Annotated in this window: 12 protein-coding genes and 2 pseudogenes; 6 read left to right on the forward strand and 8 right to left on the reverse strand. The window is 69.8% G+C overall.

Translation table 11 applies throughout. From position 1 onward, the window contains the following. Both F3J10_RS30785 and F3J10_RS30790 read left to right on the forward strand, forming a co-directional pair. Nucleotides 1–298, forward strand: a pseudogene (locus F3J10_RS30785) (sensor histidine kinase); the annotation flags it as partial. Between the two features lie 79 nt (nt 299–377). Next, nucleotides 378–1,715, forward strand: coding sequence for a hemolysin family protein (locus F3J10_RS30790; RefSeq protein ID WP_036036947.1), 1,338 nt, complete (start codon nt 378–380; stop codon nt 1,713–1,715). Between the two features lie 156 nt (nt 1,716–1,871). Here the strand turns inward: F3J10_RS30790 and F3J10_RS30795 are convergent, their stop codons facing one another. Beyond that, nucleotides 1,872–2,780 carry an NAD-dependent epimerase/dehydratase family protein gene (locus tag F3J10_RS30795; protein ID WP_167243689.1) on the reverse strand — a complete coding sequence of 303 codons (909 nt, stop codon included), beginning with the start codon at nt 2,778–2,780 and terminating at the stop codon, nt 1,872–1,874. A gap of 102 nt (nt 2,781–2,882) precedes the next feature. Here F3J10_RS30795 and F3J10_RS30800 point away from each other — a divergent pair, with 102 nt between their 5' ends. Both F3J10_RS30800 and F3J10_RS30805 read left to right on the forward strand, forming a co-directional pair. Then, nucleotides 2,883–3,788 carry a LysR family transcriptional regulator gene (locus F3J10_RS30800; RefSeq protein WP_167243690.1) on the forward strand — a complete coding sequence of 302 codons (906 nt, stop codon included), beginning with the start codon at nt 2,883–2,885 and terminating at the stop codon, nt 3,786–3,788. After that, the gene (locus F3J10_RS30805; RefSeq protein WP_167243691.1) at nt 3,775–4,422 is read left to right on the forward strand and encodes a thiamine phosphate synthase; all 648 of its coding nucleotides are present in this window, start codon (nt 3,775–3,777) and stop codon (nt 4,420–4,422) included. Before F3J10_RS30800 ends, F3J10_RS30805 begins: the two co-directional genes overlap by 14 nt. A 61-nt stretch (nt 4,423–4,483) precedes the next feature. Here F3J10_RS30805 and F3J10_RS30810 read toward each other — a convergent pair whose 3' ends face one another. Both F3J10_RS30810 and F3J10_RS30815 read right to left on the reverse strand, forming a co-directional pair. Then, nucleotides 4,484–6,127: a DUF3459 domain-containing protein gene (locus F3J10_RS30810; RefSeq protein WP_166916046.1), complete on the reverse strand. Its 1,644-nt coding sequence runs from the start codon at nt 6,125–6,127 to the stop codon at nt 4,484–4,486. A 294-nt stretch (nt 6,128–6,421) separates the two neighbouring features. Then, nucleotides 6,422–6,829 (reverse strand): VOC family protein, encoded by a 408-nt coding sequence (locus F3J10_RS30815; protein ID WP_166916048.1) that lies wholly within the window; start codon nt 6,827–6,829, stop codon nt 6,422–6,424. A 152-nt stretch (nt 6,830–6,981) separates the two neighbouring features. On the opposite strand from F3J10_RS30815, the gene F3J10_RS30820 reads away from it, so the two are divergent. Continuing rightward, nucleotides 6,982–7,653: a glutathione S-transferase gene (locus tag F3J10_RS30820; protein WP_025101178.1), complete on the forward strand. Its 672-nt coding sequence runs from the start codon at nt 6,982–6,984 to the stop codon at nt 7,651–7,653. Between the two features lie 40 nt (nt 7,654–7,693). On the opposite strand, the gene F3J10_RS30825 is transcribed toward F3J10_RS30820, so the two are convergent. From F3J10_RS30825 to F3J10_RS30845, 5 genes are all read right to left on the reverse strand, one after another. After that, entirely contained in the window at nt 7,694–8,347 is a 654-nt protein-coding gene (locus F3J10_RS30825) for a DUF1345 domain-containing protein (protein ID WP_025101177.1), read from the reverse strand. A 57-nt stretch (nt 8,348–8,404) separates the two neighbouring features. Continuing rightward, a complete protein-coding gene (locus F3J10_RS30830) occupies nt 8,405–9,112 on the reverse strand; it encodes an RES family NAD+ phosphorylase (RefSeq protein WP_172535091.1) in 708 nt (235 codons plus the stop codon). Beyond that, nucleotides 9,103–9,528, reverse strand: coding sequence for an MbcA/ParS/Xre antitoxin family protein (locus tag F3J10_RS30835; RefSeq protein ID WP_013690924.1), 426 nt, complete (start codon nt 9,526–9,528; stop codon nt 9,103–9,105). The genes F3J10_RS30830 and F3J10_RS30835 overlap by 10 nt, the downstream gene beginning before the upstream one ends. 399 nt (nt 9,529–9,927) lie before the next feature. Further along, on the reverse strand, nt 9,928–10,845 hold the full coding sequence (locus F3J10_RS30840) for a metal-dependent hydrolase (RefSeq protein ID WP_025101175.1): 918 nt from the start codon (nt 10,843–10,845) through the stop codon (nt 9,928–9,930). Between the two features lie 373 nt (nt 10,846–11,218). Then, complete coding sequence (locus F3J10_RS30845; protein ID WP_025101174.1) at nt 11,219–11,944, reverse strand: response regulator transcription factor; 726 nt, start codon at nt 11,942–11,944, stop codon at nt 11,219–11,221. A gap of 295 nt (nt 11,945–12,239) precedes the next feature. On the opposite strand from F3J10_RS30845, the pseudogene F3J10_RS30850 reads away from it, so the two are divergent. Continuing rightward, nucleotides 12,240–12,675 (forward strand): annotated as a pseudogene (locus tag F3J10_RS30850) (hypothetical protein); the annotation flags it as partial.

Below are 12,675 nucleotides of genomic sequence, written 5' to 3' on the forward strand. Positions count from 1 at the left end.
TCCGGGCTCGACCGTCACGCTCGCCTGCGACGCGCTGCACTCGGCCGACAGCGTCGGCTTCGAGCTGGCCTTCGTCGCCGAGCCGAACGCGATCGTCGACGCCTCGCTGCCGCACGCGCTCGATCCCGGCGCGCGCCGCGAGGCCCTGCTGGAGCGCGACGGCCGGCGCCCGCCCTGGGCGATCGCGCTGTGCCAGCGCGTGGCGCTCGCCCACGGCGGCAGCTTCACGGCACCGGAACTCGCCGCCGGCAGCGCTGCACGCAGCACCCTGACGCTGCCGCGCAAGGCCAGCGCATGAGCTTTTTTCCGGCGCACGAACTTTACGTGCGCCTTTCCGCCTCTATACTGACGCTTCCTTTATTCCCGGAGTCGTTTCGTTGATACAGATCATCGCGCTGATCGGCGCGTTGTTGCTGGTGGCCCTGAACGGGTTCTTCGTGGCCGCCGAATTCGGTCTCGTCAAGCTGCGCGCCACGCGCGTCAAGACGCTGGCCCGTCAGCACGGCCTACGCGGCCGCATCCTGCGCATCGTCCATGCGCGCCTCGACGCCTACCTGTCCGCCTGCCAGCTCGGCATCACGCTGGCCTCGCTCGGCCTCGGCTGGATCGGCGAGCCCGCCTTCGCCGAGATCCTCTCGCCGCTGCTCGACGCGCTGGGCATCGAATCGCCGCAACTGGTGCACGCGATCTCGCTGGTGTTCGCGTTCTCGGTGATCTCCTTCCTGCACATCGTGGTGGGCGAGCTCGCGCCGAAATCGATGGCGATCCGCCAGCCCGAGCAGGTCGGCCTGTGGCTGGCGCTGCCGCTCTATGCCTTCTACTGGATGATGTACCCGGCGATCTGGGTGCTGAACAGCAGCGCCAACGCGGTGCTGCGCATCGTCGGCCTGTCCGCCGAGCACGGCGGCGACTCGCATTATTCGACCGACGAGCTGAAGCTGATCCTGCGCAGCCGCCGCAACGCGGCCGGCGCCAAGGCGCCGGTGGCCACCTACAGCAACGACGAGTGGAACACGCTGGCGCATTCGCTCGACTTCTCCTCGATGACGGTATCGGACCTGATGCGCCCGGCCAACGAGATGATCGGCCTGCGCCGCGACCTGCCGCTGCCCGACAACATGGAGGTGGTGGCGCGCCATCGCTTCAGCCGCTACCCGCTGTTTACCGACGCCTCGCGCGAGCAGGTGACGGGCCTGATCCACCTGAAGGACCTGCTGCTGGCGCGCCATGCCGGCGCCGCGCTGGAGGACCTGTCCGACTACGTGCGCCCGGTCCAGTACGTGCGGCCCGACACGCCCGCGCTCGAGCTGTTCCGGCGCTTCCGCAAGGGCGCGCCGCACTTCGCGCTGGTCGGCAACAAGCACGAGAAGCCGATCGGCTTCCTCACGCTCGACAACCTGCTCGGCGCGCTGGTCGGCCAGATCCACGACGAGTTCCGCCAGGGCGACGCCGACTGGGCGCGCCTGGACGACGGCACGCTGATGGGCAAGGGCAGCCTGCCGGTGGTGTCGCTCGAGCAGGCGCTGGGCATCGACATCGACGAGGGCCGCGCCGAATCGGTCGGCGGCCTGGTGATCCAGGCGCTCAGCGACCTGCCGACCGAGGGCCAGCGCGTGTCCTTCGACAGCTTCGACGTGGTCGTGAAGAAGATGAACGGGCCGCGCATCGTGCTGGTGCGCGTCTACCCGAAGGCGCTGAAGGAAGCCGACGAGTAAGCCGACGAGTAAGCGCGACGGCGGCGGCACCCTCCCTCGCCGCCGTTCTCTCTCCCCAAAACAAAAACGCCCGCGCGCGACGGCCCCGAGGCCATCGCGCGCGGGCCGGCTTGCGCCCTTTTCCGCCGCCGTCACGCGCCGGATCGGCGCGCCGCCTCAGGCGCGCTCGTGCCGCATGTCGGAGGCGATCCAGTCGAGCACCGAGGCGTGCTTCGGCTGCCAGCCGAGCAGGCGCCTGGCGCGTTCGCCGCGCACCCGGCTGTTCGAGCCCAGGCCGTAGTTCGCCATCTCGTAGCCCCATTCCGCCTCGGCGTCCTTCAGCGGCCAGTCCTGCGCCGCGCCCAGGCCCATCGCCCGGGCGATCGCGGCCGACATGTCGCGGAATGCCGCCTCGCCGTTCTCGACGAAGTAGAAGGTGCCTTCGGCCGGCGTGCGTTGCAACGCGAGCCGATAGACCTCGACCACGTCGTCGATATGCACGTTCGACCAGATGTTGCGGCCCGGGCCGACGTGGCGCACCACGCCGCTCTTGCGCGCCTGGCGGATCAGGCGCGGCAGTTGCACGCTCTCGCGCGGCAGGCCCAGGCCATGGCCGTAGATCAGCGTATTGCACAGCACGGCGGGACGAATGCCTTGCCGCGAGGCGCCCAGCACGAGATTGTCGATCGCCACGCGCGCGGCCTTGTCGGCGGTCGGCTCGGGCAGCTTGTCCTCGTAGTAGATCGTCTCGCTGCCCTCGCCGCCCGAGGCGTCGCCGACGATGCTCGAGCCGCTGGTATGCAGCAGCACCTTGCCCGAACCGCTCAGCCCTTCGATCAGCGCCTCGACCGCGCCGCGATGGTCGCTATCGGCCGCGTTGATCACCGCATCGGCCGCCTGGGCCTCGCGCACCAGCAACGCGCGATCGTCGAGCGAACCGAGCCGCGGCTCGACGCCGATCGCGCGCAGTTCCTCGGCCTGCTCCTCGCGGCGCACCAGCCCGACCACCTGGTGCCCGTCGCCGGCCAGTCCAGCGGCGATCGAGCCGCCGATGAAACCACCCGCGCCCGTGATGAAAATCTTCATGTCGCACTCCTTGTATCGATTCGTGAATGCAGCCAGTGTGAGCGCGATCGGGCCTCGCAAAAACCGTGTTAGGCTCAAGTCATTCTTGAATCAGGATCAAAAATGAAGACCTCGACCGAGGAATTGCAGACCTTCGTCGCGATCATCGACAGCGGCTCGATCACCGCCGCCGCCGAGCAGCTCGGCCAGACCGTGTCGGGCGTGAGCCGTGCGCTGAACCGGCTGGAGCGCAAGCTCGGCGTCACGCTGCTGCGCCGGACCACGCGCAGCTCGCAGTTGACCGACGAGGGCGAGTTGCTGCTCACGCGCGCGCGCGACATCCTGCAATCGGTGGAAGAGGCCGAGACCGCCGTGTCGCTGGGCCGCGTGAAGCCGGCCGGGCGGCTGCGCGTGGACGCCGCCACGCCCTTCATGCTGCACGCGATCGTGCCGAACCTGCCCGCCTTCACCGCACGCTATCCCGACATCCAGCTCGAACTGACCAACAACGAACGTTTCGTCGACCTGATCGAGCAGCGCATCGACATCGCGATCCGGATCGGCACGCTGCCCGATTCGACGCTGCATGCGCGAGCGCTCGGCGCCTGCCCGCTGCACATCCTGGCCAGCCCCGCCTACCTGGCCGAGCACGGCACGCCGCGCAGCGTCGCCGACCTGAAGCGGCACAAGCTGCTCGGCTTCAGCGACATCGAGACCCTCAACCGCTGGCCGCTGCGCCGGCGCGGCGCGGGCGGCCAGCCCGACGGCGAGGGCGTCGTCATCGAGCCGGCCCATACCGCCTCGAGCGGCGAGACGCTGCGCCATCTCGCGCTCGGCGGGCTCGGCATCGTCTGCCTGTCCGATTTCATGACCGCCGCCGATATCGCGGCGGGGCGCCTGGTCCCGCTGCTCGGCGAGCTGATGAGCGACTATCGGCAGCCGATCAATGCCGTCTACTATCGCCACGCCGCGCTGACCGGGCGCGTGCAGGGCTTCCTCGATTTCCTGAGCCAGCATGTCAAGCTCTGAGGCCGCGGCGCGTCCCGCGCTGCCGGCCGTCTACCTGATCACGCCGGAGCCCGCATCCGCCACGACGGATGCGCTCGATGCGTTCGCGGCGCGACTCGAAGCAGCCTTCGCGAACGGCATCGCGCTGCTGCAATTGCGCGTGAAAAGCCTCGATGCAAAAACCTATGCCGCGCTGGCCGCGCGCGTGATCGAGCTCGCGCATGCAGCAAGCGCGCGCGTGATCTGCAACGGCGCGATCACGCCGGCCGCCGCGCTCGCGCTCGGCGCCGACGGCGTGCATTTGAGCGAGGCCTCGCTATTCGCCGCCTCGTCGAGACCGGTGGCGCGCGAGGTGCTGTTATCGGCGGCCTGCCACGATGCGGCGTCCCTGCGGCAGGCCCGACGGATCGGCGCGGATCTCGTCACGCTCTCGCCGGTCAAACCGACCCTCACCCATCCCGGCGCGCCGGCGCTCGGCTGGCACGGCTTCGCGCAATGCATCGCGCAGGCAGGGCCCGCCATCGAATCCGCGGCGCTGCCGCCAGCGCGCCCCGCCGTCTACGCGCTCGGCGGCATGACATGCGAGGACCTGCCGGAGGCGCGCGCCCACGGCGCGCATGGCGTCGCCGGCATCCGCGGTTTCGGGGTGTTCTGAGAGAGGGAATGCGCGCGGCGCCGCCGACCCGGCAACACCGCGCGACAGGGAGAAACGCCGCTCAGGCGTTGAACGCCGCGGCACCCTCGCGAGGATAGAAGCGCGCGTCATGCGAGAGCGCATAACGATTGACGTCGCCCGTCACCCAGGCGACCAGCGCATAAGGCGGCAACTCGCCGAACAGCACGCGATCGCGTGCCCGCGCCGGCGTCTCGAACACGATGGTGCCCTTGGGCGCATGCGCGAGCGACAGCGGATCGGGCGACAGGTTCAGCGCGAGACTGAGCAGCTCGCCGTCGCCGAGCCGCCAGACCGCCAGCAGCGCATCGGCCTCGACGCCATCGGCCAGCCGCAGCAGCTCGGCCGATTGCGGCCGCGAATCGAGCAGGCGCGGCGCGATCAGCTTGGCGCGCACCGCCAGCGCCGATTGCACGAAACGCTCGCTGGCCGCATCGGGCGCGGCCTCGGCGAACACCAGCGGGATCTGCGGCGTCAGCAGCGACAGCGCGAGCGCCGCCAGCCCCGCCTCGCGCGTGGCGGCCGTCGGCCGGCACGCGCCGTCGGACAACACCAGCGAGGTGATCGGCAGCGTGATGTCGTTGCCGCCGCGTTCGTCGCCGACGCGCTGGTAGGCCGAGCCGCCCGCCGTCAGCGCGCGGGCCAGCGTGTGAATGGTCTGGCGCGTCGAGATCGCCTCGCGATACGGATGCGCGGCACGCCCGGTCAGGCGATGCAGCGCGCGCTCGCCGCATTCGTTCCATTGCGCGTCGAAATGCGTCTCGGCCAGGTGCGAGGGATGGCGCTCGCTGCCGAGCACGAAGTGCACGAGGCGATCGGACGAGACGGCCCCGCGCACGCGATCGGCGATCTCGCGCAGGCCCGCGGTGCCGATCCGGTCCGCCTCGCGCAGGCGCAGCCCGTCGCAGCGATATTCCTCGATCCAGTAGAGCGCGTTGTCGCAAAAGAAATCGCAGACCTCGGGATGCTCCAGCGCGAGCGGCGCCTGCTGGGGATCGTCGCGCAGCTGGAAGAACGGCACCGCGTAGCGACGCAAGGCTTCGTTGCCGGTGCCGAAGCGCGCGTAGTCGAGATCGAGCAGCACCGCGAGGCCCAGGCCATGCGCCGCGTCGATCAGCGCCTTGAGCGCGTTCGGGCCGCCGTAGGCGGCCACCGGCGCGAACGGCAGGCTGTCGTGGGTGGTATCGGGCGAGGCCAGCAACTCGATGGCGGTCACGCCGAGCCGGGCGAGCTGCGGCAGGCGCTGGCGCACGGCATCGTAGCCGCCGAGCGCGCCGGGACGGATCGCATACAGCGCGATCTCCTCCCAGGGCCGGCCGCGCCAGAAGGTGTTGCGCCACTCGAAGGCGCGCGGATCGATCACCTCGCTCGCGCCGCCGACGCCCTCGGGCTGCGAGCGCGAGGCGGGATCGGGAATCAGCAGCGTGTCGTCGAGCCGGTAGCGGTAGCGCGCGCCGGGGCCGCATTCGGCGAAGGTCTCGAACCAGCCGTTGCCGGCCGGCGCCATCTCGATGGCGGGTTCCGCCGCGCCGTCGATGCCGAATTCGAGGCGCACCTCGGCGCTGGCGGGCGCCCACAGGCGGAAGTGGGTACGAAGCGTGGCGGCGGAGGCGCTGCAGGGTTGGGCGCCGAACGGCAGGCAATGCGTGTAGCGGTGTGCGTAAGGATCGTGCGGACAGTCGGACATGTGATGCGCTCCTTTAGGGAGGCATGGCCGGCACTGCAAGCGACGTGCCGGGCAGCGGGAGCAAGCAGTATGCGCCGAATCGCAAGCGCGTGCGAGTGTCGGACACCGCTTTTAAATGCGTCTTGACCCTTGCGCTCGCCGCGCGACGCGGCACGGAATTCGCTACCGCACCGCGCGCATGCACCACCGCGCGACGGCGGTGCGCGGCGCACCTTCCGCATGCGCCGGCCGCCTCGCGTGCCGCCCGACGGTGCACGCGATTCGACAGGAACCCGAAACGATCGAGGCCCGCGTTCAGCTTGCGGCGGCACCTGCCGCATCGGCTTGCATCAACTGGAACACGTTGCCTTCCGGATCCGTGCCGTCGCAAAGCCGATAGGGAAAACCGTCGTAGCGCTTGATGCCGCGCATCGGCACGCCGGCCTGCAGCAGCCTGTCGTGCAAGGCCTCGATGCCCGCTTCGACCTGGAACACGAATTTCGCGTTGGAACCCGTTCCCGAACGCGCCGCGCCTTCCCCGGGCGGGCTCCGATACGCCTCGCCGACATGATGCAGGGCGAGCTCGATACCGCCCGCGTCGAGCACCACCCACTCCCCTTCGATCTCCTCGCGCAGCGGCAGCGTGAAATACGTTTGGTAGAAACACTTCAACTGGCGCACGTCGTGCGTGTATAGAATCACCCGGGTCATCGGAATCGGCATCGGCAAGGTCTCTCTCGTCTGGATCTGGAACGCGGGCCGTCACCCGCCCGCCTGCGCGAGCATAACCCGGCCGGCCCCGTTCCGGTCCGCTCGCCCGTCGCCATCGCGAGCGGCACGCCCTGCGTGCGAGGCGCCCCCCATCCCACAGGCTCATGCTGATCGTCCACCACCTGAACAACTCGCGCTCGCAGCGCGTGCTCTGGCTGCTTGAAGAACTCGGCGTTCCCTACGAGCTCAAGCGCTACCAGCGCGACCCCAAGACCATGCTCGCGCCGCCCGAGCTGCGCGCCGTGCATCCGCTGGGCAAGTCGCCGGTGCTCACCGACGAGGGTTTCACGCTGGCCGAATCGGGCGCGATCATCGAGTACCTGGTCGAGCGCTACGGCGAGGGCCGTTTCGCGCCGCCGCCGGGCACGCCGCAGCGGCTGCGCTATACCTACTGGCTGCACTACGCGGAAGGCTCGGCGATGCCGCCGCTGCTGCTCAAGCTGGTGGCGCTGCGCATCGCGCAGGCGCCGATGCCGTTCTTCGCCAGGCCGATCGCGCGCAAGATCTCGTCGACCCTGCAATCGAGCTTCGTCGATCCGCAGTTGAAACTCCATCTCGGCTACGTCGACGCGGCGCTGCGCGAGACCGGCTGGTTCGTCGGCGACAGCTTCAGCGCCGCCGACGTGCAGATGAGCTTTCCGCTGGAAGCGGCCGCCTCGCGCGCCGACACGCTCGCGCAACTGCCGGCGATCCGCGCCTTCCTGGAGCGCATCCACGCGCGGCCCGCCTACCAGCGCGCGCTGGAACGCGGCGGCCCCTACGCGATGGTCGGCTGAGGCACGGCGATACCGGGCGCGGAGCGGGCATGCACCGCGCCTAGCCCAGCAGCCCGGCCGCCACGTTGATCGACAGGCCCAGCACCGCCATGTTGAAGTAGAACGAGAGGATCGACTGCGCGAGGCCCGCGCGCCGGATCGAGCGATTGTTCAGCATCACGTCCGAGGTCTGCGAGGCGACCGCGATGGTGAACGAGAAGTAGAGGAAGTCCCAGTAATCGGGCTCGAGCTCGCGATCGGGAAACTGCAGCGCGCGCGACTTGGGCGGCGACTGGTAATAGAGCCGCGCGTAATGCAGGGTGAAGATGGTCGGGATCAGGAACCAGGCGCCGAACAGCGTCGCGCCCGTCACCGCGTAGTGCTCGATGCCGGCGCGCAGGCCCACGCTCTTGGCGCTGGCCAGCTCCACCGCGATCGCGGCCACGCTGGCCACCGTCGCCAGGCAGATGATGGTCAGCACGGTGGTGGCGCTCTCGTCCTCGCGCATCGCGATCTCGCGCACCTTGTCGTGATGCGCGCGCGTCATCTGCCACCACATCAGCGCGAGATAGAACCACACCGTCACGTCCCAGCCGATCAGCACGCGCGCGAAACGGCTGTGCACGGCCGGCAGCAGGGCCGCGGCCACCATTCCCACCAGCAGCGCGACCCACATGCGCGGACGATTGCGAAACAGCATCGGCAGACTCGACATCGGTATCTCCGGAGAACGCGGGAACAAGCGGGAACAAGCGGAAATAAGCGGCCGGCCTCAGCCGACCTGGTTCAGCTCGAACACCACGTCGACGGCCGAGCCGTTCCAGTTGTATTCGAGGTAGGCGGCGTGATGGCAGTCGCGCAGCAAGGTGGTGCGGAACGCGGCCAGGCACTCGCCGCCGCGATCGCGTACCGAGGGATAGGCCAGGCCCGCGAAACCGGCGCCGCGCACCATGCGCCCGAAGGCCTGCCCCGCCGAATAGTCGAGCGCGTCGAGCAGGGCCGGGTCGCGCTCGGGCCAGGCGCGGATGTCGGCCACTTCGCCCTGCGCGGCCACGGTATAGAGCCGCATCTGCTGGCGCATCGGCTTCTCGCGCGTGGCGGCCAGGAACAGGCCGGTGTGATGACGCGTCTCGGCGATCGCGGTGGCGCGCGAGCGCGCGCAGTAGAACACGCCGTAGCTGCCGTCGGAGAAACGGCTGCCCTGCGGATTCAGGTGCGTGAAGGCCGCCATGATCGGCCCGTAGCCGGGGCCGTAGCGGCGCTCCGCCGGCGGCACCAGTTCGAGTTGGCCGACCTCGGCGCGCACCCGGTCGTTGGTCATCGCCTCGAGCGCGTAGAGCGCGTCGAAATCCTCGGGCGAGGCCACCCGGTCGAACAGGTTGATGGCGGGAAAGCGGGTGGGAATCACCCGGTAGGCGGGCGCCCAGTCGAGCGTGGTGACGGGCCAGCGGGTCGAGCGATCGGCCGCGCTCACGCCCAGCCCCCCCGCACCGCGTCGAGATACTGACGCACCGCCACCAGGTCGCTGACGTTGCCGGCCAGCATGCGGTCCAGCGCGCGGCCGCCGTTGAAGGGCGCGGCGCTGTTGCTGCGCTTGAGCCAGCCGTCGGCCGCCTCGGGCGGCAGCAGGATCTGCAGCGCCTTGTAGATGCCGAGCATCAGCGACAGGCGCTCCAGCGTGTCGCGCGGCAGGCGCGCCGCCTGCGGCGCGTTCTTCCATTTGAAGAAGGTCGAGCGGCCCGGCGAGCCGAGCAGGACGATCTGCTGCTCGGTCGACAGGTCCCAGTCGCGCGCGATGTTGAAGAACGCACGCAGGCCGGCGGCGGACATCTGCGCCGGAGTCGCTTCGGGCACCGGATGCGAATCCGGTAGCGGGGTCGGTGCGGGTCGAGACATGGCCGTTAGTCTCAAAGTGAATTGACTAACAAGATTAGTCCATTCCCGGATGATTGCAAGGGCCCGATGATCGGAAGTTGCGGTCATGGCGGCGGGGACAGCCGCCGATCGGTCGCCGGCGCGGCCCGGCAGGCCCCTCCGGCGGTACCGCTGCCGCGCTGGCCTGGCGCGAACGCCGCGCCGATCGGCTCGGCGTTCGCAGCAAAAAGTCAGAGGAATCGCCCTCGAAAGATGCGGCGGCGCGCGGTCATCACGCCATCGCGGCGTCATCGGGCCGCGCAAAAAAAGCGGCGACGCATCGCGCCGCCGCCTTGCCTGCCTGCCGGATCGTGCCCGGCTTCATCCTCGTGCCGTCCTGCTGTCGTTTCGATGGGGTTCGGGCCACTGCCCGCGCCGCCCTCAGGCCGCGCCGAGCCGCCTGCGCACCGCCGAGACCTGCGGCTCGACCCAATCGGCCTGCCGCGCCTCGTTGGCGGCGACGATCTGCGACATCATCGCCAGATGGCGCCGGTTGTCGTGATCCCAGGGATGGAAACCGGGCCGGAAGAAATCGAGCCATTCGCGCGCGATGCGCGGAAACACGCCGTGGCGCGGCCCGTACAGGAACTTGATCACGCGCCACATGCCGCGCACGCGGTGGTCGGCCTGGCGATCCGAGCGGATCAGCCGCGTGTGGATCAGGAACACGGTCGGCCAGAAGGTCAGCGTGGTCATCAGGTAGGTGCCCACGCGCAGCAGGTAGCGCTTCGCGCCCGGCTCCATCACCGCGTTCCAGACGTCGAAGGACACCGCCTTGTGCTCGGTTTCCTCCAGCGCGTGCCACAGCCACATCTGCTTGTAGCCCTCCTCGGCGCCGTTCATGCGGGACGGGTCGTCGAGCAGCAGCCCGGCCAGCATGGCCGTGTAGTGCTCGGCCGCCACCGTGTGGGCGAGCTGCATCGAATGCGGCATCACGCGCTTCATCCAGCCCAGCACCTTCCAGACGCGCTGGTCGAGCTTGCGCGCCGGCAGCCGGTTGGCCTGCAGCGCCTCGTTGTACTCGACGTGCTCGCGCGTGTGCATCGCCTCCTGGCCGATGAAACCCAGCACCTGCTGCTTGAGCACCGGATCGTCGATGCGGTCGCGGTAGTTGCGCACCGAATCCATGAAGAAGCGCTCGCCGGCCGGGAACAGCAGCGACAGCGCGTTGAAGAAGTGCGTGACCGCCGGGCCCTGGCCGTGCCAGTCCTTGGCGCGCTCGATCGCGAGCGGGAAGCGCAGGTCCCGGCGCACGGGCATGATGTCGGCCGCGACGGCGGCTGCTGACGGATGAGGCATCGTCGATGCTCCTTGGCGGCACGCGCGGTTCGCGGGTTCGCCGGGCGCCTCGCCCGGCTCGCGGATCGATCGCGCGCCGAATTGATTACATTGGACGATGTAAAGATACGGCGATTCGCCGCGCCCGCGCAAGTCCCCCGCTAGTGCCGCGCTTCCAAACGAGACGCCCGGCGCGGCGGGCCGCCGGGCCGGGCAGGGCCGCCCCGCTTGAAACCGCGCCTGTCTGAGGAATCGATGAAAAAGGGGGCGGCACCGGCTGAAAAAAATCCGGCCGACGGCGAAAAACGACAGGCTCGGGGCCTGCCCGGGATGGGGTCGAAACGCTCGAAGCCGGTTTCGGCGGCAAATTCGGGCGCTCGGGCGCGCCGCTGTCTCAGGCGGCGACCGCCGCCGGCTCCTCGGCCGGCGGCACGAAGATGTAGCCGCGCCCGCGCATGGTCTGGATATGCCGGGGCCGGTCGGGATCGTCCTCGATCAGCGCGCGCAGCCGGAACACCAGCACGTCGAGGCCGCGCTCCGAGCGCGATTCGTCGCCGACCTGCAGCAGTTGCAGCAGGGTCGCGCGCGACAGCACCTGCAGCGGATGGCTGACGAAGGCCTTGAGCAGCGCGAATTCGCTGGGGCGCATGCCGAGGTCGCGGCCGTGCTTGCGGGCGCGGCGCGCGGCGAAGTCGATCTCGATCGCGCCCAGCATGCGCGGGCGCGGCACCTGCATCACGCCGAGCGCCGGGCCCACCGGACGCTGCACGATGGTGCGGATGCGGGTGGACAGCTCCAGCAGGTTGAGCGGCTCGGCGAGGAAATCGTCGGCGCCGAATTCGAGCGCGAGCACCTTGTCGCTGACATCGGGCTCCTCGCCGATCAGCACCACCGGCATCTCGTAGCCGGCCGCGCGCAACTGGCGCAGCGAGGCATAGGTATCGGGATAACCGGGTCCGGCGCGCATCACGATCGCGGTAGGCTGCTCGCGCTCGACGCGCTCGACCAGGGTGGCGCTCGAATACCAGACCGACATCTCCATCCGGTGCTTGCTGAAATGGCTGCGCAGCGCGTCGCGCTGGGCTTCGTTCGGTTCGATGACGAGGATGTTGATGCTCATGGGCGATCCGTGGTTGACGTCGGTGCGCGCGAGGCGCCACCGGCCCGCGCCGCCGGGGCGCATCGCGGGCGGGGCGATGCACGATGGCCCCGAGACTAAGCACAGAATGCGCATCAAAAATGGGGGAAATGAGGAGAAAATATGAAATCCGTCCGCGCCGGCACGCGGGCCGCCGCAAAACCGGGACAATCCGCGGCTGACCGCCGCCTCGGCCCCGCATCCGGCCCCGAGTAAGCCCCGCAACCGGCCGGCGCCGGACCTTCCAGCCCTGCCCTGCTCGACACCACCGCTGCGCATGAAAGTCGGCATCACCTCCAAGCTGTTCCTCGCGATCCTCGCGACCTGCGTGGCCGTCGCCGTGGCGATGGGCGCGGCGATGCGCTACAGCTTCGAGAGCGGCTTCGGCCACTACCTGGTGGGCCGCAACGACGAGGAAATCACGCGCGTGACCAAGGCGCTCGAACGCGAGTACGCCGAGCACGGCAGTTGGGCCTTCATCACCGATCGGCCCGGTGCCTGGATCGGCTTCGTGCGCTCGGTCACGCCGATCTTCCCGCACGAGGCGACGGGCCCCGAGGGCTGGGGCTGGGACCAGCCGCCCGGCGCCTATCGCGGCCCGCGCTGGGGCGAGGGCAGGTTCGGGCCGCCGGGCGGCGGCGATGGCGGAGACGGCGATGACGGCCGAGGCTGGGGCGGGCCGCCCTGGGGCCGGGCGCCCTGGGCCGTCATCG

It is taken from the genome of Burkholderia sp. Cy-637 (genome assembly GCF_011753175.1).
Taxonomy (GTDB): domain Bacteria; phylum Pseudomonadota; class Gammaproteobacteria; order Burkholderiales; family Burkholderiaceae; genus Burkholderia; species Burkholderia gladioli.